Source organism: Flagellimonas meridianipacifica, from assembly GCF_003001695.1.
Classification (GTDB): Bacteria; Bacteroidota; Bacteroidia; order Flavobacteriales; family Flavobacteriaceae; genus Flagellimonas; species Flagellimonas meridianipacifica.
The window spans coordinates 812,071-835,945 of the sequence record NZ_PVYX01000002.1; the positions used below are offsets into that span (position 1 = coordinate 812,071).

The following is a 23,875-nucleotide window of genomic DNA, read 5'->3' on the forward strand; positions in this document are numbered from 1 at the left end:
AATTATATTCTCCAAATTTTTTTGGTACAAGATGGTTGAATATGGTATTTGGATTTAAGGACTTTCAGTTATTTTATGAAACAAGACCGATTCTTGCTTTGGTAAATTCTTCAAAAAACAATTGGCTATTTTTCTCACCTCCTTGGCAAAATCGCCAAAGTGTTCTGCACGAGCATTGATTGATGCGTCTACGACTAAACCATATTCAGGAAATAATACCAGAAAATTCATGGAACCCTTGCTCACACCACCATGGTGAACCATCCAAATGGGTTTTCCATCTATTAGGGATTCGTTTTCGTATTTGAGCCATGAACGCCATCCCAGAGCATATTCTTGTTTGTTAACCTTTCCGTTCGAAAGCCTAACGGGTGTCCAAAATTCCTTTTTGGTTTCCATGGATAAAAAAGTGCTGTCTGCGAGCCATGCGTTTCCCATCTTGACCAAGTCGGTAGGAGTGGAAATAAATCCGCCACCAGCCCATTTGTAGCTGAGGTTAACATCGTGCCGTATGCCCATAGTACGGTATTCCCGATAGTAACCATCCAAGGTTTCATAAAAAGTGGCCAAGTGCTTTGTTTTGGGTTGGGCATGGTCACCATAGGTGCTCTCCATTTTTAAAGTATCAAAGAGGTGCACCTGCATATATTCTAAAAAGGGTTGACCTGCAGCTTGCTCAAGAACAACGCTGGAGAGGTTGATGTCGAAAGTGGAATAGGCAAAGTCCGAGCCTGGTTTATATAATAGAGGATATCGGTCAAAGACCTTTAAGCCTTCAGAAGCCGAATTGAATTGGTTACAATTGCAAAGGGTATATCTTCCCGATGCCAAACCAAAATCTTCGTAGTTTCCAACACCTGCGGTATGACTTAGCAATTGCCTAAGTGTAAAATCCCATTTTTTGCGTGTCCAGTTCGTAATGGTGTCGCCAATTATTGCGTCGAGTTTTAACCGGTCTTTATCCACCAATTTGGCTATACCAGTAGCTGTAATTGCTTTTGAAGTACTGCCCACCCGGTATTGGGTTAAAGTGGTTGCTGCAATAGGCTCTTCCACATTCGCATACCCTTCTGCAGCCGACCAAACTAACTTACCATTATGACCAACCGCTATAGAAAAGGAGGGAACATCAAGTCTTTTGCTTACTCCATGCAGATGTTTTTTTGCCTGTTGAATCGAGTTCTGATATTCCGGATTCGAAACTTCTTCCGTGATTGGGAATTGTGCTTCAGGAAACCGGGTGAAGGTACTGTAATAGTAAATGCTCCAAGCGAGCCACAAAATGAACAGTGTTCCAAATACTCGCAATATCCTGCGAGAGAATTTGGTGAGTTTTAATTTTTTCATACTCCAAATATGAAGCGTTCCATCTTTGCCAAATTGAAAAATAGACCGCTACTTCTTTGGTACCCCCATATGATTGTTTCGGGTGGTTTAATATGTTTCGTTAGCAATAAACCCGATTTCGACATCGGCAATTCGTGATTGGTCTACAAATGGGATGACCACTGTGTTATTTAACTACTTTTGGGTTTCGATGTCAGTGAAAACTAAAATGAAAAAGCGAATAATGGGTGAGGGAATCTCGTCCCATGTACTGTTTTGGCTCATTCTACTGTCCAGCTTCACGCTGATACAATTTTTCAAGGATGGCAACGACCAAAGTCTCTTATTGTTACTGCTGCAAAACCTCAAAAGACTACCTGCCATGCTTCTTGCGGTTTACGGGTTCAATTATTATCTGGTTCCCTCTTTTTATAGAACCAAAAAGTACATTCTTTTTGCGTTGAGTTCCATAGCGCTTTTTTATTTTGCCAGTGCTTTTGACCGACTTGTGAATGTCTACCTATATGAGCCGCTTTTTCGTAAAGGGCTCTTTACACAAGAATCTGTTTTGGAAATTTTTTCAGATGTGGACTCCCTATTCTTTGGTTATTTGCCTGCATTGCTTATGGCAACCTTTGCGATGACCTTCACGAAAATGGCGTATGAAAGAAATGAAATGGAACGAGAGAAACTTCAGTTACAAAGCGATAAAAACAAAGCAGAACTGGATGCTTTAAAATCACAAATACACCCGCACTTTCTTTTTAATACCTTAAACAATCTTTATGCCTTAACGGTTCAAAAATCGGACAAAGCCCCGAAAATGGTAGGATCACTTTCGGAGATGTTGGACTACATTTTATACAAATGCAACGAGAAATACGTTCCGCTTGAAAACGAGATTGAATTGATACAAAACTACATCGAGTTGGAAAGAATTCGGTTTGGCGACGACATTGTTTTGGATTGTAGATTCGATTTTGATAGAAGCAAACATCAAGGATTGCGGATAGCACCTTTGTTGTTGCTATCAGTTGTGGAAAATGCTTTTAAACATGGGGCAAGTAATCAAGTGAAGCAACCAAAAATTGAGATTCATCTTTATCTTAAAGCTGAATTTCTCTACTTTGAAGTCAAGAACACCAAAGAATTGAACAGCGTATCTGACAACACCGGTTTTACCAAGGGAATAGGGGTCGCCAATCTAAAGCAGCAATTGGAACGACTTTACCGCGATTACAGCTTTAAAAGTCGAGATATGGGTGATAGTTATGAGGTTAAATTATGTATAAACACCGCTTCGTCCAATGATTAGATGCATTCTTGTTGATGATGAACCGTTGGCCCGTTCTCTATTGGAGGGCCACATTGCCGAAATACCCTATTTAGAGTTGTTGGGTTCTTTCAAAAATGCATTGGAAGCGAGTGATTTTTTAAACCAGAAGAAGGTCGATGTTGTTTTTTTGGATATTCAAATGCCCAAACTTACCGGTCTGGATTTTCTGAGTACGTTATCTAACCCTCCCAAGGTTATCTTTACCACGGCTTACCGGGAATACGCTTTGGATAGCTATGAATTTGAAGCGGTCGACTACCTATTGAAACCAATTACATTCTCCCGTTTTCTAAAGGCGGTCAATAAATTGGTCCGTGGTACGCAGAATGTTTTACATGCTGAAACGGAAAATCCTAATCCGGATTATATGTTTGTTTCAAGCAATAAAAAACAGGTTAAAGTAGTATTTGATAGCATATCACATATCGAGAGCCTCAAAGATTATATACGTATTCATTTGCCTAACGAATCCTTAGTGATAAAGGAACAACTTGGTAACATTCTAAAGGATTTGCCCTCTCACTTTATTAGGGTACACCGATCTTATGTGATAAATTCTCAAAAAGTAACAGCCTACACCGCACGTGATATTGAAGTAGCATCTCTCGAGATTCCCATTGGTGGAAAGTACAAGGAATACGTCTTCAGCTATTTAAAAAACAATCTAAACCAGTAGGACTTTTAGGTTTTTGCTTTTATGTGTTTTGAAGAAATTCGTTCAAACGCTCAAAAACGGAGCCCCATCCGTTGTAGAAGCCCATTTGTTCCTGTTGTTTACAGTATTCTTCGGTTTCATGCACACAATGAAAGGTAAACTTGGTTTTTTCACCATCCGATTCAAAAATTGAGTGGATTTCTACATTTTCGGTCATGGGTTTAAAGTTCGCGCTAGAAACAATTTTCTGATGATGTACGATTTCAGAATATACCCCATCCGCGATAAATTCGTTTCCGTCTGGCATTTTCATAGCATATTTCCAGCTTCCGCCTACTTCAAAATTATGCTCCAATACTGTGGTTTCCATTCCTTTTGGTCCCCACCAATTGGCGATATGTTCAGGTTGGGTCCAAGCGGCCCATACGATTTCAAGAGGAGCATCGAAAATTCTTTGTAGGGTCAACGTTCGGTTTTTGGGCAGATTGTCATTGTTCATTTTTGTCCGATTTATTTTGTAATTGATTAAGGTAATTTTCAAAAGAGTCCAGTTTTTCCTCCCAAAGATTACGATACTGGTCAATCCAAAGAAAAGCCGGAATCAAGGTTTTGGGATTAATCATGCAGTAACGCTCCCTACCTTTTTGTTCAATGGAAATAATTCCACATTCTTCAAGAATCCTAAGGTGTTTTGAAATGGCGGGTCTACTGATATCAAATTTTTCTGCCACCACATTCACGGTCATTGCCTTTTGTGAAAGGTGTTGAATGATATCTCTTCGAACGGGGTCCGCTATGGCTTGAAAAACGTCTCTGCGCATTATAAATGTAACTGAATGGTTACAAACATATATGTAATCATTCGGTTACGCAAATCTTTAAATGTGAAATTTGAATATATCCTTTTGTTATGCTGCTTCTAAGAGCCCAAATTGTTGAAGATGATGAAAGCAATGTTTGTAATGGCTACGTTCCCATTCCTCTAAATTCAGGGGACCAAAAATAGGATGGTTCTGTACCTCTTTTGCACTTGGGCGATTGGAATCGTAAAAGAACCCTATCTTTTTCTGAAGACCTTCAATGGCATTTTTTAGGTTTTCAAAGTGCAACTCAGGCAAGGTATCCCCTAAAATGGGGTTCCTGAAATTTTGTCTTGTTGGAAGGTTGCTCTTCAAGAATCTTTTATAAGCTTCAATTTTATTTTCTGGAGTAGAGCAGGGCACTTGTATTAGGCCAATAGAAACGTCAAAAGTCCAAATTAGGTGCTCCACCATTTGTTGGGGACTCATTTTGCCCCAATTTGGTTTCGAGTCTTCACCAAGGTCCGCCAGAATTGCTATGAGTTGATTTACCAAGAATTCTTTCCGTGCAGGGTCATCATTGACTTTAAAAGGCAGGGTCATTTTGGCCATAGACACATTCTACTTTTCCCACTCCGTATGGAAAATTCCTTCTCGGTCCAGTCTTTCATAGGTGTGTGAGCCGAAATAATCCCGTTGCGCCTGAATCATGTTCAGAGGAAGTCTGCTACTGGTGTAAGCATCAAAATAGGTCAACGCATTGGACAGCCCTGGAAGTGGTATGCCATTTGTGGCCCCGTAAGCTACTAGTTCACGGGTAGCGGCAACAGTTTCTTTTACTTTTTCTGTGAATGAAGGTGACAACAACAAGTTTGGTAAATCGGGTTGCGCTTTAAAAGCATCGGTAATATCTGCCAATAGAGCCGCTCGGATGATACAACCAGCTCTCCATATTTTAGCGATTTCTCCCAAGTCCAGCTCGTAACCATATTCCTTACTGGCATCTGCGAGTTGATGCATCCCTTGGGCGTAGGCCATGATAAACGCAAAATACAGCGCTTTTTCTGCTTTGCTGGTCAAAGTGTCTTTTACAACGGATTCCGGAGAGGGTCTATCATAAATTTCGTCTGCTTTGATGCGCTCATCCTTAAGAGCTGAAATCTCCCGCATGCTTACGGCAATATCTATTGTTGGGACTGGAATACCCAAATCCATCGCATTTTGTGAAGTCCATTTTCCGGTTCCTTTCTGTTTGGCTTTGTCCAAAATCATATCCACCAAATCACCATCTGTCAAATCATCTTTCTGTGTCAAAATCTCGGAAGTAATCTCGACCAAAAAAGACTGCAACCGCCCCGAATTCCATTCAGCAAAGGTTTTATGTTGTTCCTCGTTGGTAAGCCCTCCGGCTTTTTTTAGAAGGTCATATATTTCAGAAGTCAGTTGCATCAATCCATACTCGATGCCGTTATGTACCATTTTCACATAATTCCCGGCAGACTTTGGTCCAAGGTACGTAACACAGGGCTCGCCATTGTATTTTGCGGCAACTGCTTCAAAAATGGGTTTTACGTATTGGTAAGCATCCCTTGAACCACCAGGCATAATACTGGGTCCTTTCCTTGCACCTTTGGCGCCACCTGAAACTCCAGCTCCAAAAAAATTGATGCCTTTCTCTTTTAAAAAAGCTTCTCTTCTATCCGTATCGGTAAAAAATGAATTCCCTCCATCAATGATAATATCACCTTCATCCAAGTGTGGCAAAAGAGATTCAATAACAATATCCACAACTTTTCCGGCAGGCACCAAAAGCATGATTTTACGAGGTTTGCTCAGGGCGCTCACAAAATTGGAAGCATCAACATCGGCATTGACCTTGTCGGTATCGCCTCCTTCCTCTATCAGGGCATTTACTTTTTCCTTATCCAAATCATTGCCGAAGGCAGTAAAACCATTATCGGCTACGTTGAGGATAAAATTTCTACCCATTACTCCTAAGCCCACTAGGCCAAAATCGTAAGTATTTGCCATGCTCTATTTTTTGAGATTGTTATGTTAAGACAACACTAAGTAAATCATTTGTCGATTTATGAACCTAAAATAAACGTTATATTCGTCTTGCTCAAAAAAATAATGGGTTGTATTTGCCATACATATTATAACTTGTAGGGAAATAAGACCAACAATCCAACAACTATCAGTACACTTATGAAAAAGACAGATAACCAAATGCTTGTCATTTTTGGTGCCTCGGGTGATCTCACTGCCAGAAAATTGATACCGGCACTTTTTAACTTGTATGTGGCCAAGCAACTTCCAGAAAACTTTATAGTACTAGGTGCAAGTAGAAGCGATATGTCAGATGAAGAATTCAGGAATAGAGTAGTATATGACAGTCCTTACCTGAAATCTAAAATTGAAGACCTCAAGGAAAACTATCTGAAAGGATTTACCAACATGTTTTTCTATGAAGACTTGGGTAGTGACTATACCGCAGAATATAGTGGATTGGCTAAGAGGATTGAAGCGCTAAATGCTTCAAAAGGTACTGATAGCAACTACATATTTTATTTTTCTACACCTCCCAGTTTGTATGAGCCCATTGCGAAAAATCTGGCGGAAGTAGGTCTTAACAATCAAGAGTTGGGTTGGAAGAGGCTTATTGTTGAAAAACCTTTTGGATACAGTTTGGAAACGGCCAAAAATCTCAACAAAGGTCTTCAGCAGTATTTTAAGGAATCCCAGATTTATAGAATAGACCACTACTTGGGCAAGGAAACGGTACAGAATTTATTGGTTACCCGCTTTTCGAATAGCATTTTTGAACCACTTTGGAATCGCAATTACATCCATCATGTAGAAATCACCAATGCAGAAAGTGTTGGGGTTGAGAAAAGGGGTGGATATTATGATAAATCAGGTGCACTCCGGGATATGTTCCAGAACCACTTGATGCAGATTGTTTCCTTAGTAGTCATGGAACCTCCTATCGGTAATGAACCGGAAGAAATACGAAATGAAAAAGTGAAGGCATTGAAATCCCTACGGATAATGCGCGATGAGCAGACTTTGTTTGGCAATACCATAAGGGCCCAATACGTTGCCTCAGAAATCAATGGAGAATCGGTTAAGGGATATCGTGAGGAAGATGGAGTAAACTCTGATTCCACTACGGAGACCTACGCTGCCATAAAATTTTATGTGGATAATTGGCGTTGGCACGGGGTACCTTTCTATGTTCGGACTGCTAAAAGAATGCCAACCAAGGTAACGGAGGTAATTATTCACTTTAAAACTCCGCATCATCAAATTTTTAGTGATTCTGGACTGAACAGTAAGGACAATAAGCTGATTATACGTATTCAACCTGACGAAGGAATTTTGATGAAATTTGGCGTGAAAGTTCCCGGGCAAGGTTTCAAAGTGGAACGTGCCAACTTGGATTTCTACTATTCCAGTTTGGCGGAAACCTATGTCATGGAAGCCTATGAGAGGCTTCTTCTAGATGCTATGCAAGGCGATGCAACGCTTTATGCCCGTGCCGATGAGGTCGAAGCGGCTTGGGAGTTTGTAGACCCAATTTTGGACTATTGGAAAAATGGGAAGGATGTGCGTATGTATGGTTATGCTGCAGGAGTTTGGGGGCCGGAAAATGCCGATGAACTCATAGAGGATTTTGGATATTGGCGGAATCCTGGAGAGAATTTAGCCGATGACCCAGGGTATTGTGTGATTTGTTAGATTCTGATGTCTAAAATGTGATGTCAGTTCGAGCGCAGTAGAGAACAAATATGACGTATTTATGGAATTAAAAATATATAAGGACAAGAATGAGGTTGCGACAGCATTTTCGTCTTACTTCGCTGATTTTGTAAAGGACAAAGACCAAGTTCATGTTGCATTGTCCGGAGGAAGTACACCAAAAATTGTCTTTGATGTTTTGGCCTCAAAGTATGGAGACGAAGTGGATTGGTCCAGTATTCACTTTTACTGGGGAGATGAACGTTGTGTCCCTCCAGATGATAGCGAGAGCAACTATAAAATGACGGTTGACCATCTGTTTTCAAAAATTCAGATACCTAAAGAAAACATTCACCGAATTTTGGGCGAAAGTGACCCCAATGGGGAAGCTATGCGCTATGCCAATTTGTTGGAAATCAATCTGGATAGGGTGGAGGGTGTTCCCCAATTTGATTTGGTGATTCTTGGAATGGGAGATGATGGCCACACCGCTTCAATTTTTCCACATCAAATTGAACTATGGGAAGCCGAAGACCACTGCGTAGTGGCCACCCATCCTGAATCTGGACAGAAACGAGTTTCCATAAATGGAAAGGTTATCAATACGACAAAGGAAGTGGCCTTTTTGGTCACTGGGCACGGAAAAGCCGAAAAAATCGAGGTAATTACCCAAAAGAAAGAAGGATTTGAAAAGTATCCAGCTTCACTGGTGAATCCAGCCTCTGGGAATCTTCTTTGGTTTTTGGATAAGGATGCGGCTTCACTAATCTAAGTCCAACTTCACGTTTTCGCCTTCCAAAAATTCCAAATACTGGTTTACCTTAAATGCTTTGGAAGCATATTTAGAGTCTCGGTCGTATGCAGATAGCTTTCGTTCCTTACTTCTGGCAAAGCGTCGCATACCCTGTTTGTCTTTAACTATTAGACCAGGAACCTCAATATTATTACCATTTTCATCTTTGGCCACCATGGTAAAATACGAAGAGTTACAATGCTTTACTTCTCCTGTCTGAATATTTTCAGATTCCACGCGAACCCCCACTACCATTGAAGTGCGTCCGGTATAGTTTATACTGGCTTTGAGGGTAACCAATTCGCCCACATCTATGGGATTTAAAAAATCCACACGGTTGACCGAAGCGGTAACACAATAACTTTGGGAATGTCGACTGGCACAGGCAAAGGCAATCTGGTCCATCAAACTCAAAATATAGCCGCCATGGACCTTACCTCCAAAATTGGAGTGGGCCGGGAGCATAAGTTCGGTAATGGAAACGCGGGATTCCTTAGCTGTTTTAAACTTCTTCATCGTTATTTTCTAAAGTGCGGAGATTGCTCCTGAACCACATCGATTATAAAATACTTGGTATCGCCCAACCAAAAGAAGGTACCGTATCTTTCCTTGTAGGTTACTTTGACGTACTGCCCCTGAAAATCTTTCAACTTTTCGATAACTTCCTGTTCATTGTCCTGAACCGAAAATTTAAAGATTTGCGCCCCGGAGATACCCTGACTGATTTCACTTATAGGGTTAAAATAAAAATTCTCTGAATTAGTCATACACTTCTATCAAAGGTAACATGAAATCATTTGACAATGGAAAATGATATCGAATTAATATATAAGGAGGTTCAGAAGTTACCTCACTCTGAAAGGCGTGACAAAGTGCTAATGATGCTTGCAATTTTATATAGTAGTTCGCAAACAAAACCTCAAAACAAATCTACTTCAGTTGAAAACTAATTGATAGTTTTACTCTTATTCAGGATTATATGAAGAAAAGTGCCAAACTATATAAACCTACTCGTGAAGAGGATTTCATTTCTTATTACTTGTCAAATTCTAACATTAATTTTATCGAACAGTTCAAGGTAGAAAACTTAAAAGCTGATGATAAAAAGTATAGGGTAGTTGATTTTTACTTGAATAATTTGGATGTCTATGTGGAGTATTATGGTCTATACAATTCGACTAAAGAAAAGCGAAAAGAATATGATAAAAAGACTAACGTCTATTTTTTAAACAACATGCCAACTGTTTTGATTTTCCCACATGAGCTGGGGTTCTTGGATTATGCTTTTCACACTAAAATCATTAAGCTTTTTAAGCTTAAAAAATTCCAGGATAGAAAGTTAAAACTATATAGGTATCTGTTTTTTAGATATTTGAACAAAGGGAAATGGCAATATTTCTTTATTACTATTTTTTGGGCCTATTTGTTCTATGTATTCGGCTGGGAACTTGTAAAATTGGACGAGTCTCTGAACGCAATATTTGTCTTGATAAGTATAATACTCATGTGCTATTACGGAATCTACTTCTTACAAAACTTAATTTTGTTTATTTGGAGGAAGGGTGTTCTGGAATAAGCAAATAGTCGTATGGGGCAATCGTGAAGAGATTGATAAAGACTATTATTTTCTCGAATAATCCCTCCGCACGCCGTTAGAATCTTGTAAACGCATATTGCTTCCATCTAATTCTATGATTTGAAAAATAGAAGTACCCGTCACAGAAAAATTAATTGTCAAGATATTGGAATCAAAGCGCCAGGTTAAAGGTCGAAATTGTAAATCGTTGTTACCACTTTCAAAGTCATAAACTTCGGATTCACCAGTTCCATCTTCTTCTAGAATAATATCTGCATCATCTCTGGTCCATGTGCCTATGAGAAGTTCTCTAGATATTTCAATGGTGTCCTCAGGATTGTCCTCATTGTCTGAACTACAACCAAATAATAAAACGCTAAAGGTAGCTACTGATATAATTTTGAAAAGGAATTTTGATTTCATGGCTTGATTTAAATATGTTTTTTACCAAAAACTCAAAAAACTTCAAAATATTATAAAAATAACACCAAATGGTGTTTTTTATTGATTTACGGTTAGCCCAAATTGGGATATGCCGAAAAATTTATCAAAGGAAGACGTCAAATTACTAACCGATTTTGGTAGACGCCTACGTCGATTGAGAAAAGAGTGTGATTTAACGCAAGATGAGTTGGAGCATAAGGCAAAGGTTCATGATAATATGATTGGCCGATTGGAACGAGGGGAGAGAATTCCAAATTTCTTACAACTGATAAAAATATCTAATGCATTAGAGATTGAAATCTCAGAATTTTTCTCAGACCCACCCGAAGAATCAGAATAAAACCCTGAAATACTACTGATTTCAGGTAAATTTTAAGCAATTCTCTGAGCATCCTCCTCCATCCCCTCGATTTAACCCTTTTTTACATTCAGAAAAACAAGAGGTGTAGTTAAATATCACTTTTTTAAACATTAAAAATTTAATGATTCAAAGATTTGATATTAAGTGTTTTATGACCTAAATCTATCAAAAAAACTATTAGACCAGAGGTAGGGTTTTTGTAGGTTTTGCTAAAATTGGAAAACTTCCTCAAAAATGGACAAAAATGCATCATAACCCCCGATTTGCTGAAAATGGTAAAATTGCCCTTAAAATGTCGTTGTTTTCTATGCGCAAATGTGCCTCTTGTGTGCGTATGGGGATTTTGTAGGTTTTTTGATTTTGAAAATTACTTGAGGGATTGTGTCATTATCGACTGGTAACCATTAATGATTTTATAAGCCTTTTTTTTGATGTATCCCCCCTGACTTATTTTTTTGGCTTTGTGAAAATCAAGGCTTATTTCTGTTAAAAAAGCCGAATGTTATCCATTGCCTTTTATCAACTTACTGCTAAAACTCAAATCTTGTATTTCAACGTTGTGCTTGATGGACTCCTCAATATTTTCTTGGTTAAATAATACAACTGCTAATTTTTCATTCTTGCCAGTAGCCTTTCTGTCACGAAAAACGGCACTTCTTAACTCAATCATATTGTGAATTAAACGACTGCACAATTTTGTCATTTTATAGTCTCTTTCTGGGTCAAATAATGTGGTCTTGACGATGGTCTCTTTTTCATTATCATCATAGAGTTGGTAGGAGGCAGAGTTTGAAAGGTCAAAAGTAATTTGCTCCTTTAGCGATTCGGCATCTAAAAAATGTATCGAGCTGAAGTTTGGGAAAACTCTCATCGTGTGTTTGTAAGCATTATATTCATCCCTTTTGGAGAAGTCTATAGCTAGAATCTTGATTATCTTTTTTATCGACTCGATGCTTTCTTGAACCTTAGCCTGGTAAGCATCATCGAATTTTTCCTTTGAGAAAGTACCAAGATAAAAAAGGTACTGTCCGATGCTTACTTCATAGTCGAGGAATTGAACTATTTGGTCGAGAAGACTCATCTTAAATTTTCCATTGGCTATGTATTCAATTTTTTTATAGTTCTTTCTCCAATTCGATTTGACAAGAGCTCTTAAGACGTTCCTGTTATCAGGTATCTTTCCATCTCTGGGCAGAAAAGCGAAAAAAAACTCAAAAAAGGTCTCTATAGAATGGAAATAATTCTGTCGCAAATCGGCTTGTAATATGAATTTTGTGTTTTTTGTTAAAGGGATTTTGAAGTCATCAATTCCAAGTTCATCTTCTCGAATTATGGAATTCAAACTTTCGGTATTAGACAACAGGTGATTTAAATAAATAGCTCGAACTTCGTGATATTCTTTTAAATAGTAATTATAGAAAGTTTTGTAATTAGCTTCCAATGTAGTTCGGTTTCGAAGTTTTTTACTAATGAAATAAGCTATGACTTCGTTGGGGAATCATTAACATGATTATTCCAACCAAATCTATCCTTTTTGTGAATGGCCTTTTGTAATATTTGGAAAACAACTACAACCAATTTCAGTCATTGGTACTAAGTATTTTAATCTGAAACAAAGTATTCAATCAAATTATGGTATGACAGTATGGTCAAGGTTAATCCCGTTTCAATATCATCATAGTTAATCCAAACAGAATATATCATATTCTCATTTGGATTATCTAAATCATAAATCCCATGTACGTCATTAAAATCCCAGCTTCTTCCAGTCCAGTTGCGTCTATCTTCCAGGATGTCTAATTCATGGATTTCAAGTTCTTCATGTCCGCCATTATCTGGACCATATATCTTTATTAAGTTTTCAATTACTTCTACCATATTTACTAATGATATGTCCGTTGAAGAAGTAAATGTTAAATGGGTGGGTTTCTTGAAAGAATAGTCTTTCTGATGTCCACCTTGTTGGATTTCTAACTTGTCAAATACATTTAACTCTTTTGAATCCAATAAATAAAAGTATTTCACGGAGGCAATTGTTTCATCCTCTGACAAAACCTCAATTTTGGATTCTTCTGAGTTTGAAAAGATATAACTGAAATCATTTTTTAAGTATTTGGCAATTGTCCAGTTTTTTCTCGGGGCCCTATTTATTTCTTTTTGTAAATGTTTCGTTACAAAAAGTGAAAACTCAAACATTGGGTCAATTCTGTATTGCAGTAAGATGGTAATGTTATCCAACACCCAGACATCAACCAATTCGTCATTTAATGATTGGTAGGCACCCTGCGTCAAGTTCAAAACTTTCTTTTTTTCTGTGAAAGAACTGTGTAATTCTGGATTATACAACGATTCTCCCAGAATTGAATGGATTGTATCTGCGGTTTCAATTATTTTACTATAGTCTCGAGTTTTTGTGTACAAGATGTATTTTATATCTCCATTATCATGCTCTTTTATCAGTATACTATCAAATATTCCAAAGGCATTGATATTAAATTTAGTTTTTACTGCTACTACGCCAGATGCAATATCCGATGGGTTATTTAGAATTTGGTCATAGGATTCATTTTTGAAGCTGCTTTCTTTTAAAGCAAGAATATCAAGAACAGAGCTTTGACCATTACTTAAAGCTGATATGAATTCAACCAGAGATGTTTTGATTTTTTTCTTAAAGAACATTTTGTTTTAAATGTTTACAAATAGTATTTATCATGATTGAAAGTTATTAAGAATCCAATAGTGAATCATATTCTAATTGAGGCATCCTACTTCCCAATTCACTTCTTCTTCGTAAGGTACTTTTTCAATATCCAACCTGTTCGTGGTAATCCATCTTCCAGGCCTGTATAACTTACAAACGCCCATTTATGATTTGTGCTTAACACAATTAATTCAAAATTGGCTGGCAAAACATCAAGAATCAAAGTATTTTTCCTGGGTTTTAGACTCACTTTGCATTTGGTCCTTGTTATTCTATATTCTTTCTTTTCCTTGATTTTTTCCTCAAAAGTGATAAAATGGGATTTTATTACTTCGTTTATCTCTTCCTTAGTAGCAAATTCAGGTTTTGGAGTCCAATTTCTTAGCTCGCCAGAAATGGCAAGGAGAAAACTTAATATTGTAATTATTTTCCAAATAATCGAGCCCCCATCCTTGTCAATTTGGTCAACTTTAATCTCTATTCTACCTAAAAAGTCCTTTAACTCTTTTAGATTTTCTTTCGTTATACCCTCGTCATCAACGATTTTCTCATTAATTGAGGTTGCCTTAGTGGTAATCTGCTCAAAGTCCGCAATTAAATTCCACTTTTGCTGAGTAACTGCCAGTTTTGCAAATTCGCTAGATACTCCAGTAAACGCATATTGTAGATTTGCTATCTGACTTGTGTCGGGTAAGCTTTTCTTGATATTATCAAAACTGGCAAATATTGATTTATGTTGAGCTCCTATTTTAGCGAAAGATTCCAAAACTGTTTTGGGAAATATTGTGTTGGATTGAAGGGCTGCTAATCTTTCAATATTGCTTTCTTTTATAATTGAGCTAATTTGTGTATTAAATCCAGAAAGATTTTTTAGCAAATTCGGTTCAATTGTTATACCAACCATTTGATTTTGCAACTTTGCTGATTTCAACATTTTTATAATAGAATCATTTATCAATGGGGATACACCAATCTTTCCATGAATGTTAACAGTCTTCAAGGTGTCAGCCAAAGTTTTGATATTTTCTATTTTCTTGTCCAAATTTTAAAACGTTTTCAGCAACTGGTTAAAGACCTCAGCTATGATTTCTATTGTAAGAAAACCCAATTAATTTTTTCTTTTGAATTCTAGTCGTACCGCAGATTATGGGATTTAAAGTTACCCAAAAAGCACTAATGAGGTATATCATCTGTTGTTTGAAGGTTTTACTTCCATTTCTCTTGTTGGAAGAGTTTTATGTTGCCTAATATTCCATGTCTATCTTTAGTTAATTTGGTAATTCCGATAAAAACTCCATTAGTTTTTGAAGGGTGGATATGTTTATTCACAATTAAATTGGTCACTTGTGAATCGTCATCAAATGCAACTCCAGTAAGTCCATCTAAAACTGATTTTGCTAGATTGTCCACATCCACTATTTTGAATTGTTTTTCTAAGGCTGAAACCGAAATAACAACTTCTACTTCATTTGGTTTCCTTATTCGGGTGTCATCATTGAAAATTCCCGAAGCTGTATTTTTAAGTAATTTCTCAAATTCAGCTACCGTGTTTTTCCCTGATTTTTTCAAATAGAAATCCTTCAAAATTTTTTCATTCCCATTTTCGTCAACTTCTATTGCATCTATTGCCTTGAATTGGTCATGTTTTGGTGGAATTGGCTTCCCTCCAAAAATTCCAAATAGAAAATCAATTTTTGGATTTTGATAAAACGTTACATGACTCTTTTGATTTGGCATTTAACCTGGATTGCTTAAAACTTGTATGTAAAATACAGATACTCGTATTTAAATTTAAAATAAGAATTATCTTAATGAATAATGCAGTTTTTTTCTTAAGAGTTGAAATATTAGAAAATAATCATGACTATGGCTGTATTAAGTTAGAACCATGCTCTTTTCTTAATACACTTAATCGAATAGTTCGAACGCTAATACTGATTTTCTTTTGTATTAATTATTACCACCCTATATTTAGTACATGAAAGCAAGATACGCAAGGGTAAGTACACCAAACCAGAAGTTAGAACGACAGTTGATTAAGCAAAACCCAAATGACAAATTGTATATAGATGTTTGTAGCGGCGCTATCCCCTTTGCAGAGCGTCTTGAGGGAAGCAAACTTTTGTCGGATGGACAAATAGACCACATTTCCGTAAACTCAATTGATAGGCTCGGTCGCAACCTCTTGGATGTACTTAATACCTTAAAGTGTTTCGAAGAAAAGAAGGTGGTCGTTAAAGTTGATAATCTTGGGATTGAGTCCCTAGTAAATAATAAGCCTAACCAGGCTTTTAATTTAATCGTTTCGGTACTTGCCAATATTTCAGAAATGGAAAGAACTACAATGTTGGAACGTCAAAGAGAGGGTATAGAAATGGCTAGAGCAAAGGGCAAGTACAAAGGTCGTATTCGAGGTTCTAAAGAATCTAAGGATGAGTTTTTGTCAAAATACCCTGCAGTAATCAAACGACTTAAAGAAGGTCAGTCACTAAGAAACACAGCTAAGCTTTGTGATGTAAGTTTAGGAACTGTACAAAAAGTTAAAGCGGTCCTTTAGAGATTTGTTATTTCTGAATCTTTATGTTTTCGAGTAAACTAATTCGAGAAAGCAAATGATTTAAACCAACATCACTGTAATCAAAGCTTACAAAAAATCTTTCGATAAAATTTTTAAGGTCAATATTATTTTCCGAAATATCAAGATTGGATTTTACTAGTAAGTCATTTTCATTTGTCTCTTTGTTCTTGACAATGAGTAAATCTTTGTTATGATATCCGTTGATATGGTTATAGTAGAGGCAAAGGGTTTGCCCAAGAAGAAACACAAAATATCGCCTGTTTTCATCAGTGACTATTTTTCGAAACATTCCCTCAATCGCCAATATAAATTCTTGTAGGGAATACCTTTTCTCTAATATTTCGTCATAAATCTTTTTATGAGTTAGATTTATGTAGGTTAGCAACAAGAGAGGAGCGGGAAAAACATAGTGATTTTCTCTAAATGTCTTAATCACAATAGAAACGTGGCCCAAAATTTTTTCAATCTGCCTTAAAGAAAGTTTGAAGTTCTCAAAAATGAGTAGGCAAATCTTATAGAAATTTTCAGAATCATATTCAAATCCACGATATTGACCTCTCTCTGGTGACTTAAAAAAGGTATCTATTTGAAAATAATCGATAAGGTGTCTAGTAAAGTTTGAAATATTAGGATTGGGTAGTCTAAATTCAATATCAATAAAACGTCTTAAGTATTCATTTGAATCGATACTTTCACTTCCATAAGCTCCTTTAATGGCATTTCCTAGTTGGACCTTGTCAATAGAAAGAACAAACACAACTTGCGGGATATCAAAAATGTGTTTTATCCTTTCAAGTACTTCAACCGCATAACTTGGTCTACATCTATCAAGCTCATCAATAATAAAAATAATAGGTTTGTCAGAATCAATTTCAGTTATGTATTCTTGCAATGACGTTTTAAAGCTATCAATAGCTTTTTTCTGGTCTTTATAAGAGTCAAGTCCCTTTCTTAATTCTTCGATTGAATAGTCACCAAAACTTTCAGCAACACTGGCTATTGCATCATCTCCTACGGCTTTACTAAGCGCATGTTTCAACACTAATGGGAATAGTCTTTTTAACAGTGGTAGGGCATTTTCCAGAACTTTAGAGAACTTTTCTTCTCCCGAACCTTTTAGATTATTAAGCTCTGCTAAAAGAACATATATAACCTCGTTCTGGAAGTCATTTTCCCATGCATTGAAGTAAATAGTAGTATAGTTTTCATTTACTAGGCTTTGTCTCCACATTTTGACAAAAGTGGTTTTCCCAGTACCCCACTCGTTGTCGATTGCTAGTACAAATCCTGAATTATATGCTCTTATGATTTCGAGTAATCCTTCCCCCAAATGTTTTCTATCAAGTTTACAATTGATATAAGGGTCCGTACCATCTATTGGTACTTGAATTTCACTATGTTTTATATGCATAAAATTGAGTTTGCTTACAGAAAAAAAGAAGGACTACAGAATTGCAATCATTTATAAAGGATTTGATGTCACCGAAAGAAGCAGAAATAATCATTGTTATTAATCTTTATTTGCCCATTCAAATACCTCTGGTAAAATTTCACCTTCATAATGTCTCATGCAAGTCCATGAAACAAACTGGGGATATATACCCCTTGTTACGTCTATTACCGTTATAACTTCTCCATTCTCGTAGTAAGTATGAATGTATCTATTGCATTGTCCATTATGGATATTTTTTCCAGTATTCTGGTACGTAAGGTTCTCTTCGCCGCCGTTGACGGTTTTTGTTAATTCCCCTCTTGCGCAACGTTCCTCTAAATAGTCAAAGAGAGCTTTTGAATCATTCATAAAGCTTTTCTTTTTGAAGTTCTTTTAGAGAGGCTTTTTCAAATCTTGAATCAAAAGCATTTCGGCTCTTTATTTCTGATAGGAAATTTTCGATTCGTGCCATTTTCTAAAGTTTAAAAATATCATAGCCCAAACCAATACCAATCCAAGGTCTATTGTCATAGTTCCACGTATTTGAGGTTGAGCCAACACCAAAATCCCATCCATAGAAAAGTCCTATTGCCAATTTATTTCGACTATAAACCAAACCCGTGCCCAGGGATGCCACACCAATTGTTAATTCATCACTTCCCATAGGTGCTTCTTCGGTTCCATCAGTATTTGTTTCTTTTAATGTTTCGGTTCCCGTTCCCAATAGTACACCAAAAGTGACCTTTCTGACAATCTCTCGATTCTTAACTTTTATCCGCCGATTAAATTTTGTCGAGCCGAAGGTATAACCACCGAATAAGGAAATGTTGATGCCAGTAGAAAATGTTTCGGGTATTTCCCTTTCTTCTATCATGGGTTCCATACCATCTTCACTTTCTTTAAGAACCATTATTGGGTCATCTCTAAATCTGTATTTGATTGGTAATGCTAGTGTTGTTACTGTTATCTCTTGAAAGTTGAGTTTTATGGTTTGTCCGTCCTCCAATTTATAGTAGAGTGGTAGTTTGTCATCAGGGTACTTACCGCTTTTGAAATTCCACGGATTAAAATAAAGTTTGTCTTCTTCGAAAAGTACATTGCCTTTCCATTTTTTTTCCCAGCAACGGCACCATATTCCTTTAATTCCGAAACACCATTCGTCGAAAGGCAATTCGGCTTCGACAGGTTTCGAAAGTCCGATAAAATCTTCGATATCAGGATTATTTGCTTGTTCCTTATTAATTGTTAGTTTATTTCCATCAACTCCCAAAAGTTCAGTTGATGCGGTTACATTGTTTTTGACCAAATCAAGTTTTTTTCTGAGGGAAGCTTTGTCCACTGGGTCAAGACTTTCAAATGGGGTAAAGCCATCTTTCATTAAATTTTTTGTTCCGTTCTCCAAAAACTCTACAGTTTCCTTGTATTCTTTAAACATTTTTAGATAATCCATAGATTGCTCTTCCAGTCCATTTAGCTTTTTTTTCAGTCCACTTAGCTTTTCCTCTAGCTCTTTCTTCTTGTTCTCTTTTACCTTCTGTTGGTCATTATCAATTAGTTGAATATTTCTTTTCATTCTATACCTATGCTTGAATCTTTCTTGGGAAAATCCTGAAAAACATAAAAGAGTGATGAGTAAAAAAAGGAGTTTTCTCATGTGTTAGTTTGGTTTTGGTTTATAATATGTGGTTGGGGGAGAGGTTAAAAGATATTGCTTCTGGATGAATTCAGACTAAAGAAAAACCTTAAAAATTTTAGGGGTTTTCTATACTTGGGAATCGACTAAAATAACATGTGTACCTAATTCGTAACTCAATCTTTGGTTGTTGTGAACCGCTCTAATTGTCGAAATCAAATATTGTAGTTGTGAACTATCAATTTGGATAGTAACGATGCTTGGTACGGACTCCGTCCTTAAGTTGCTCTCGAGTCTAAAAATATCGTTTCGGAGGGTATAGGACATTACCCAGTTTGGAGTAATACCAACTTTGTTAGGTTGCTGGACGACTAAATCCTTAGCTCTTATTTTGTATGTTTCATTCATACTTCGATAATGGCTATGCAACAATGTAAGCATTTTCTTTCTAAAATTATCAGGACATAGCATCTTACTATGCAAAGGCCCTTTATTTCGGTTGACAATTGCCTTAAATCTATCACCAACTAAAAAGAGCTATTTTAGTTAAGATTACTCTCACTCAATATGTTAAAACAGGATTCGATTGATGGCGCACTCGACATTGATTTCCAAAACATCTTGCCTTTATTGATAAGATATGCGCCACTTGGTAAATCTGTTGAGAATTGGTTAACCTGGATAAGTAAACCTCGCTTGTTTTATCTAGTTGTTCGGTTAGATTCGTTCCGCTACGCTCCACTAACCATAACAAGGTTTACCCAATACGTACTATTTTGATTGCGGTGAACGTATTAGAAGTGCTATTATTTGGATTGATTAGTCTGGAGCCTTACGGCTAACTTGCAGAAATCCAAGAGTGTAATCACTTAATCTCGTGCCTGGCGGCACTCGAATGTCTTCACCGCATTTATCAAAGTACAACTTTGCTCTCCTGACAAGTCCGAGATACACGTTAGCCAAAACCTTACGATAATGCTCAGTACAATCTAATGTAAAACACATCATTCAGCTCTTATTATAAATAAATACGTTAAATAATTGAATTACAATGATTTAAAAAATCACCCCTTAGTCTAATCCCAATACCCCTAGTTTTAATCTAATTTATGGTTTAACACTTTATTAAGCCCTAAGATGCAATTTTGACATCGAATTAAGAAAAGTGTAAAACACTCGCACCCCCTATGTTATAAAGTCATCACAAAAAAAATTATTGATTATGTGAAAGGCATTTTAACAACTAAATTTGCGGTATTATCATCTATAATGTTAAATATCTGAACTATTATCAGTTTTGACATTAATCCCAAATCTTATTAGAATGCCTAAATGGAAGAACATATTTAGTGATGTACCTGTATTTGAATCTGATTATGCAGCTTTTGAACAGCAGAACTACCGAAGGGAAAATGGAACGGATAAAGAAGCTAAACAGAACCCAAAGGTTATCAATGGCTACCATAATGGATTTGGTTTCTTCGTTAATAACCTACACATCCTACAAAAGAGATATAAGAACGAAATAGGAGATGACGATGCCATTCTAAAAAAAGTCAAGTACTTTGATATTTCTCCAATCTTGTTTCCAAAAACTAAAGTGAATTACCACTATTGGAAACCTCATTTAGATATGGTGGGACGTGCCATCACCTATTGTAATCATGATATGACACCATCTGAAATCAAGATGTCGTTACTCAAGGTATTTCAGCACAACATTCTAATACCAAAGCAAATCCAGAAGGATAATATTACTTATGCAAATTATGCTAAGTTCTGGCGAACTATAGGAGAAGGGTTGGACGAAATAGTTCAACAAGCCATTCGGTTAAGCCCTAAAAAGGGTTATAGAAGGGAGAATAAAATACTATTTAATCCTTATCGGAAATTTACCTTAAATCAAAGGATTACAATTACCAATCAACTTACTGGAAAAAAGAGAGGGCAACCAACTTTGGACTTATTAAAAAGCATCTATAAAAAGGGTATGACCCAGGTTGAATTGGCGAAAAGGTCAGGTAAGGGAATCTCAACAGTTCAACGGCGGTGGGCAGATATAAAAGCTGCATGAGCCATACAAGGGAGTTAAGCAGATACGAAGGAGTGTTCTGGGATGAGCCTAATGGAAAATGGTTAGCAAGATTTGAAGATAGATATCTAGGTCTTTTTAATGAAGAAGAGGAAGCTGCAAAGGAATTTGAAGTGTTTCTATCGAAAATGGGAAAATTTGATCAAGAAAGATTCAAAATCAAAATATAGTAACTAAACTAAAGTGAGTTAAGTGCAAGAGTTGAAACAAAAATATTACAACGCCACTAAAACCTTTCAACAAATTGGAATTAGTGACCAAGCCTATATTTATGAGGTCACTGACTTGGAAACTGACCATATCTATTATGAGGTTTTTGAAAGAAGATATAACAGACGTTTCGACTGTATTTCTTTTCCCACAGACAAAGCGTTTGGAAAATGGGCATGGTGTATTTCAAGAGGAGCAGACCATAAATCCGCCCTTAAAGCTGCCTTACTAAAGTTTGAGCTTCTTAGAGTACAAGAGGCAGCGGCATAATGTCCATTTTGAGGTTCGCAATGAGAGATTTAAGACACTTTTGTCAATTTTAAAGCAAAGACACCAAGCCGTTTCTAAAGTAGGCTTAAATTTTGGTTCGCATCAAAATTGAATTCTCAAACAACCAAAACCCATTAATCAATCAAAGTTTATTGAAGAGTTATCTATTAATAGTTTTTAAGCCTTAATGTTAGCTTGAAGAAATTCTTATGTCAAGATTAACCCCTTCTCATTCGAGTCAGTTTTGTTAAGTTTTTCCATCAACTTTGAAAGGTGGTTTCTTCTAATCCGAACATTATTCAAATCTTGTTGGTAAGACTCAAGCTCATTTTCATGCATAATTTTATTTTCTTCCCATTCTTGATTGTAATAATTATTGAAGAATCCATAAGCAATCACATAAAGAATGAGAAGAATTATTCCAGCTAGAATTATTCGCCAATACCATCTACTATCCAGGACAATCATTAAAACAATAAAACCTATAAAAGCCCCGATTTGAGATTTGCTATTGAAAGAATCTACATCGTTTTGTAGAGATTGATGAGCTCTTGATTCGGTAGACCCGTAATTTTCAACCTTTGATTCGGCAATTTGAAGATTGTAATCTTCAGACTTAATAGCAGCCTCCAAGGCTCTTCTAAGTTCTTTTTTGAAATTGACATACTCGTAATTGAACTTATTATAAATGCTTAGTAATCCTAAAAAATCATAGGGTTCTATTTGGCCAACCTCTTTGAACAGGTCGAATAGTTTCCTTGGAATTTGGGTTGTTGTACTTTCACCATGTGATGAAATTATCGGGTTATATTCAGGAAGATTATTATTAACCCATTTATACTTTACTTCTATTTCACTTTTTAACGAATTGCAAAGCCTCTTGACTAATGATACCCGATCATTGTGGTTAATTAAAATTCCTTCACTTCCATAGGTATATAGGTCTCTTATTAATTCAGGCCTGTTGTATAAAGCTTTTTGAATATTTAGAAAACTGTCTACTGGCAGCCCCATTTTCATTTCAACTAGACCTTTTAACAGAAATATTGAAATATCATGGTCGGTATCTGAATTAACTATTCTTTGAATATATTCATAAGCATTTTGAAAATTCTCTTCTGATATTTCTATCAATACCAGATTAAACAGGGCTTCGTTGCGTATTTCAAGTATTATTCGATGCCCTTGATTACTCAATCTATCTGCTTGCAAATAGGCTGTCTTAGCTCTATTAAAGTCTTCCTTATACGCATAAGTATGTCCTAATTCTAACCAACTTAAGGGATTTGTTTTTCCCACAAAATCGTTTACTGAATTTTCGTAAAATTCAATTGCTTCTTCTAAATCCCGTTGATTTTCTCCATCAGAATTAATGGTGGCCCCAAAGCGCTGCTTACCCAATCGACGAAGAGCATCTGCATCTGTCATCCTACGATTTTTGAGTAACTCCAAAAGTTCTTGCTGGAACAGTTCTAATTTATCAACAATACGTTCTGTAGATTTTTGGATTGACTCATTTAAAACATCCAAACCGAGCTTGATATCGCCGAGACCTCGATTTATTTGTTCGAGCTGTTCATAGCTTTTTAAAGCGTAGGCTGCAAACATGCTCTTAATTTGTCTTAATTCTTCCGTGCTTGCATCAATCTTATCGAGATATCTATTTTCAATAGTTATTTGTTTCTGCTGTAATCTAATTAGTTCCTTGTTTGTTTTGGCAGTATCCATTTGAGCCAATTCCCGACTCGCTTCCATCGTTTTTGGGAAAAAGTGCTTTTGGACTCGATAACCTATAGACCTGGTTAAATAACTCATTTAAAATAAATTGGAAAACAGCTATCATGAATTTACAAATTTTAATGATGAGAAATATGTAACTAATAGCAATTTGATTTAATATTAACAATGAGTTCGTTTCGAGAATAGA

General features: G+C 36.4%; 25 protein-coding genes and 1 pseudogene. 10 read left to right on the forward strand and 16 right to left on the reverse strand.

Going from position 1 to position 23,875, the window contains the following annotated elements:
• Positions 1-54: 54 nt before the first annotated feature.
• On the reverse strand, positions 55-1,347 hold the full coding sequence (locus CLV81_RS13715) for a serine hydrolase domain-containing protein (protein ID WP_106145669.1): 1,293 nt from the start codon (positions 1,345-1,347) through the stop codon (positions 55-57).
• A 208-nt stretch (positions 1,348-1,555) separates the two neighbouring features.
• Here CLV81_RS13715 and CLV81_RS13720 point away from each other — a divergent pair, with 208 nt between their 5' ends.
• Positions 1,556-2,641, forward strand: coding sequence for a sensor histidine kinase (locus CLV81_RS13720; RefSeq protein ID WP_158259128.1), 1,086 nt, complete (start codon positions 1,556-1,558; stop codon positions 2,639-2,641).
• The gene (locus CLV81_RS13725; protein WP_106145671.1) at positions 2,634-3,338 is read left to right on the forward strand and encodes a LytR/AlgR family response regulator transcription factor; all 705 of its coding nucleotides are present in this window, start codon (positions 2,634-2,636) and stop codon (positions 3,336-3,338) included. Before CLV81_RS13720 ends, CLV81_RS13725 begins: the two co-directional genes overlap by 8 nt.
• Before the next feature lie 19 nt (positions 3,339-3,357).
• On the opposite strand, the gene CLV81_RS13730 is transcribed toward CLV81_RS13725, so the two are convergent.
• The 4 genes from CLV81_RS13730 to gndA all read right to left on the reverse strand — a co-directional run bounded on the left by CLV81_RS13730 (position 3,358) and on the right by gndA (position 6,148).
• On the reverse strand, positions 3,358-3,816 hold the full coding sequence (locus CLV81_RS13730; protein WP_106145672.1) for an SRPBCC family protein: 459 nt from the start codon (positions 3,814-3,816) through the stop codon (positions 3,358-3,360).
• Positions 3,806-4,138 carry an ArsR/SmtB family transcription factor gene (locus CLV81_RS13735; protein WP_106145673.1) on the reverse strand — a complete coding sequence of 111 codons (333 nt, stop codon included), beginning with the start codon at positions 4,136-4,138 and terminating at the stop codon, positions 3,806-3,808. Before CLV81_RS13735 ends, CLV81_RS13730 begins: the two co-directional genes overlap by 11 nt.
• Before the next feature lie 87 nt (positions 4,139-4,225).
• Entirely contained in the window at positions 4,226-4,729 is a 504-nt protein-coding gene (locus CLV81_RS13740; protein ID WP_106145674.1) for a DUF1569 domain-containing protein, read from the reverse strand.
• A gap of 9 nt (positions 4,730-4,738) precedes the next feature.
• Positions 4,739-6,148, reverse strand: coding sequence for an NADP-dependent phosphogluconate dehydrogenase (gene gndA / locus CLV81_RS13745; RefSeq protein ID WP_106145675.1), 1,410 nt, complete (start codon positions 6,146-6,148; stop codon positions 4,739-4,741).
• A 177-nt stretch (positions 6,149-6,325) separates the two neighbouring features.
• On the opposite strand from gndA, the gene zwf reads away from it, so the two are divergent.
• Together zwf and pgl are read left to right on the forward strand one after the other, a co-directional pair.
• Positions 6,326-7,858 (forward strand): glucose-6-phosphate dehydrogenase, encoded by a 1,533-nt coding sequence (gene zwf, locus CLV81_RS13750; protein ID WP_106145676.1) that lies wholly within the window; start codon positions 6,326-6,328, stop codon positions 7,856-7,858.
• 61 nt (positions 7,859-7,919) lie between these two features.
• Complete coding sequence (gene pgl, locus CLV81_RS13755; RefSeq protein WP_106145677.1) at positions 7,920-8,630, forward strand: 6-phosphogluconolactonase; 711 nt, start codon at positions 7,920-7,922, stop codon at positions 8,628-8,630.
• Here the strand turns inward: pgl and CLV81_RS13760 are convergent.
• Together CLV81_RS13760 and CLV81_RS13765 are read right to left on the reverse strand one after the other, a co-directional pair.
• Positions 8,622-9,167, reverse strand: coding sequence for an acyl-CoA thioesterase (locus tag CLV81_RS13760; RefSeq protein WP_106145678.1), 546 nt, complete (start codon positions 9,165-9,167; stop codon positions 8,622-8,624). The genes pgl and CLV81_RS13760 overlap by 9 nt on opposite strands.
• 2 nt (positions 9,168-9,169) lie before the next feature.
• Positions 9,170-9,379, reverse strand: a pseudogene (locus CLV81_RS13765) (6-phosphogluconate dehydrogenase); the annotation flags it as partial.
• Positions 9,380-9,630: 251 nt separating this feature from the next.
• Between CLV81_RS13765 and CLV81_RS13770 the strand changes: the two are divergent.
• The gene (locus CLV81_RS13770) at positions 9,631-10,227 is read left to right on the forward strand and encodes a hypothetical protein (RefSeq protein WP_106145679.1); all 597 of its coding nucleotides are present in this window, start codon (positions 9,631-9,633) and stop codon (positions 10,225-10,227) included.
• Positions 10,228-10,272: 45 nt separating this feature from the next.
• On the opposite strand, the gene CLV81_RS13775 is transcribed toward CLV81_RS13770, so the two are convergent.
• Entirely contained in the window at positions 10,273-10,650 is a 378-nt protein-coding gene (locus CLV81_RS13775) for a hypothetical protein (RefSeq protein WP_106145680.1), read from the reverse strand.
• 109 nt (positions 10,651-10,759) lie between these two features.
• On the opposite strand from CLV81_RS13775, the gene CLV81_RS13780 reads away from it, so the two are divergent.
• Complete coding sequence (locus CLV81_RS13780) at positions 10,760-11,011, forward strand: helix-turn-helix domain-containing protein (protein ID WP_106145681.1); 252 nt, start codon at positions 10,760-10,762, stop codon at positions 11,009-11,011.
• A gap of 523 nt (positions 11,012-11,534) precedes the next feature.
• Here the strand turns inward: CLV81_RS13780 and CLV81_RS13785 are convergent.
• The 4 genes from CLV81_RS13785 to CLV81_RS13800 form a co-directional block, all read right to left on the reverse strand.
• Positions 11,535-12,374: a hypothetical protein gene (locus tag CLV81_RS13785; protein WP_146129899.1), complete on the reverse strand. Its 840-nt coding sequence runs from the start codon at positions 12,372-12,374 to the stop codon at positions 11,535-11,537.
• Positions 12,375-12,634: 260 nt separating this feature from the next.
• Positions 12,635-13,711 carry a hypothetical protein gene (locus tag CLV81_RS13790; RefSeq protein WP_106145683.1) on the reverse strand — a complete coding sequence of 359 codons (1,077 nt, stop codon included), beginning with the start codon at positions 13,709-13,711 and terminating at the stop codon, positions 12,635-12,637.
• 98 nt (positions 13,712-13,809) lie between these two features.
• The gene (locus tag CLV81_RS13795) at positions 13,810-14,691 is read right to left on the reverse strand and encodes an SH3 domain-containing protein (RefSeq protein ID WP_146129900.1); all 882 of its coding nucleotides are present in this window, start codon (positions 14,689-14,691) and stop codon (positions 13,810-13,812) included.
• A 248-nt stretch (positions 14,692-14,939) separates the two neighbouring features.
• On the reverse strand, positions 14,940-15,470 hold the full coding sequence (locus CLV81_RS13800) for a RusA family crossover junction endodeoxyribonuclease (protein ID WP_106145685.1): 531 nt from the start codon (positions 15,468-15,470) through the stop codon (positions 14,940-14,942).
• A gap of 241 nt (positions 15,471-15,711) precedes the next feature.
• On the opposite strand from CLV81_RS13800, the gene CLV81_RS13805 reads away from it, so the two are divergent.
• Entirely contained in the window at positions 15,712-16,290 is a 579-nt protein-coding gene (locus CLV81_RS13805) for a recombinase family protein (RefSeq protein WP_106145686.1), read from the forward strand.
• Positions 16,291-16,297: 7 nt separating this feature from the next.
• On the opposite strand, the gene CLV81_RS13810 is transcribed toward CLV81_RS13805, so the two are convergent.
• From CLV81_RS13810 to CLV81_RS13820, 3 genes are all read right to left on the reverse strand, one after another.
• Complete coding sequence (locus CLV81_RS13810; RefSeq protein WP_106145687.1) at positions 16,298-17,722, reverse strand: KAP family P-loop NTPase fold protein; 1,425 nt, start codon at positions 17,720-17,722, stop codon at positions 16,298-16,300.
• Between the two features lie 99 nt (positions 17,723-17,821).
• Positions 17,822-18,112: a hypothetical protein gene (locus CLV81_RS13815; protein WP_106145688.1), complete on the reverse strand. Its 291-nt coding sequence runs from the start codon at positions 18,110-18,112 to the stop codon at positions 17,822-17,824.
• A 106-nt stretch (positions 18,113-18,218) separates the two neighbouring features.
• Positions 18,219-19,397, reverse strand: a complete 1,179-nt coding sequence (locus CLV81_RS13820) for a hypothetical protein (RefSeq protein WP_146129901.1) — start codon at positions 19,395-19,397, stop codon at positions 18,219-18,221.
• A gap of 1,303 nt (positions 19,398-20,700) precedes the next feature.
• Between CLV81_RS13820 and CLV81_RS13830 the strand changes: the two genes are divergently transcribed.
• From CLV81_RS13830 to CLV81_RS13840, 3 genes are read left to right on the forward strand one after another with little or no spacing between them, the layout of a single operon-like run.
• On the forward strand, positions 20,701-21,450 hold the full coding sequence (locus tag CLV81_RS13830) for a hypothetical protein (protein ID WP_106145691.1): 750 nt from the start codon (positions 20,701-20,703) through the stop codon (positions 21,448-21,450).
• Positions 21,447-21,638: a hypothetical protein gene (locus CLV81_RS13835; RefSeq protein WP_106145692.1), complete on the forward strand. Its 192-nt coding sequence runs from the start codon at positions 21,447-21,449 to the stop codon at positions 21,636-21,638. The genes CLV81_RS13830 and CLV81_RS13835 overlap by 4 nt, the downstream gene beginning before the upstream one ends.
• A gap of 22 nt (positions 21,639-21,660) precedes the next feature.
• Complete coding sequence (locus tag CLV81_RS13840) at positions 21,661-21,948, forward strand: hypothetical protein (RefSeq protein WP_106145693.1); 288 nt, start codon at positions 21,661-21,663, stop codon at positions 21,946-21,948.
• 207 nt (positions 21,949-22,155) lie between these two features.
• Here the strand turns inward: CLV81_RS13840 and CLV81_RS13845 are convergent, their stop codons facing one another.
• Positions 22,156-23,763, reverse strand: coding sequence for a hypothetical protein (locus CLV81_RS13845; RefSeq protein ID WP_146129902.1), 1,608 nt, complete (start codon positions 23,761-23,763; stop codon positions 22,156-22,158).
• Positions 23,764-23,875 lie beyond the last annotated feature (112 nt).

What these genes read in the sequence shown, in the direction of transcription:
- CLV81_RS13740 (WP_106145674.1), bottom strand. Translation starts at nt 4,729, where the DNA reads ATGGCCAAAATGACCCTGCCTTTTAAAGTCAATGATGACCCTGCACGG.
- CLV81_RS13775 (WP_106145680.1), bottom strand. Translation starts at nt 10,650, where the DNA reads ATGAAATCAAAATTCCTTTTCAAAATTATATCAGTAGCTACCTTTAGC.
- CLV81_RS13725 (WP_106145671.1), top strand. Translation starts at nt 2,634, where the DNA reads ATGATTAGATGCATTCTTGTTGATGATGAACCGTTGGCCCGTTCTCTA.
- pgl (WP_106145677.1), top strand. Translation starts at nt 7,920, where the DNA reads ATGGAATTAAAAATATATAAGGACAAGAATGAGGTTGCGACAGCATTT.
- CLV81_RS13735 (WP_106145673.1), bottom strand. Translation starts at nt 4,138, where the DNA reads ATGCGCAGAGACGTTTTTCAAGCCATAGCGGACCCCGTTCGAAGAGAT.
- CLV81_RS13830 (WP_106145691.1), top strand. Translation starts at nt 20,701, where the DNA reads ATGCCTAAATGGAAGAACATATTTAGTGATGTACCTGTATTTGAATCT.
- CLV81_RS13720 (WP_158259128.1), top strand. Translation starts at nt 1,556, where the DNA reads ATGAAAAAGCGAATAATGGGTGAGGGAATCTCGTCCCATGTACTGTTT.
- CLV81_RS13815 (WP_106145688.1), bottom strand. Translation starts at nt 18,112, where the DNA reads ATGAATGATTCAAAAGCTCTCTTTGACTATTTAGAGGAACGTTGCGCA.
- CLV81_RS13760 (WP_106145678.1), bottom strand. Translation starts at nt 9,167, where the DNA reads ATGAAGAAGTTTAAAACAGCTAAGGAATCCCGCGTTTCCATTACCGAA.
- CLV81_RS13790 (WP_106145683.1), bottom strand. Translation starts at nt 13,711, where the DNA reads ATGTTCTTTAAGAAAAAAATCAAAACATCTCTGGTTGAATTCATATCA.
- CLV81_RS13820 (WP_146129901.1), bottom strand. Translation starts at nt 19,397, where the DNA reads ATGAGAAAACTCCTTTTTTTACTCATCACTCTTTTATGTTTTTCAGGA.
- CLV81_RS13805 (WP_106145686.1), top strand. Translation starts at nt 15,712, where the DNA reads ATGAAAGCAAGATACGCAAGGGTAAGTACACCAAACCAGAAGTTAGAA.
- CLV81_RS13780 (WP_106145681.1), top strand. Translation starts at nt 10,760, where the DNA reads ATGCCGAAAAATTTATCAAAGGAAGACGTCAAATTACTAACCGATTTT.
- CLV81_RS13770 (WP_106145679.1), top strand. Translation starts at nt 9,631, where the DNA reads ATGAAGAAAAGTGCCAAACTATATAAACCTACTCGTGAAGAGGATTTC.
- CLV81_RS13845 (WP_146129902.1), bottom strand. Translation starts at nt 23,763, where the DNA reads ATGAGTTATTTAACCAGGTCTATAGGTTATCGAGTCCAAAAGCACTTT.
- CLV81_RS13835 (WP_106145692.1), top strand. Translation starts at nt 21,447, where the DNA reads ATGAGCCATACAAGGGAGTTAAGCAGATACGAAGGAGTGTTCTGGGAT.
- CLV81_RS13715 (WP_106145669.1), bottom strand. Translation starts at nt 1,347, where the DNA reads ATGAAAAAATTAAAACTCACCAAATTCTCTCGCAGGATATTGCGAGTA.
- CLV81_RS13810 (WP_106145687.1), bottom strand. Translation starts at nt 17,722, where the DNA reads ATGCATATAAAACATAGTGAAATTCAAGTACCAATAGATGGTACGGAC.
- gndA (WP_106145675.1), bottom strand. Translation starts at nt 6,148, where the DNA reads ATGGCAAATACTTACGATTTTGGCCTAGTGGGCTTAGGAGTAATGGGT.
- CLV81_RS13730 (WP_106145672.1), bottom strand. Translation starts at nt 3,816, where the DNA reads ATGAACAATGACAATCTGCCCAAAAACCGAACGTTGACCCTACAAAGA.
- CLV81_RS13800 (WP_106145685.1), bottom strand. Translation starts at nt 15,470, where the DNA reads ATGCCAAATCAAAAGAGTCATGTAACGTTTTATCAAAATCCAAAAATT.
- zwf (WP_106145676.1), top strand. Translation starts at nt 6,326, where the DNA reads ATGAAAAAGACAGATAACCAAATGCTTGTCATTTTTGGTGCCTCGGGT.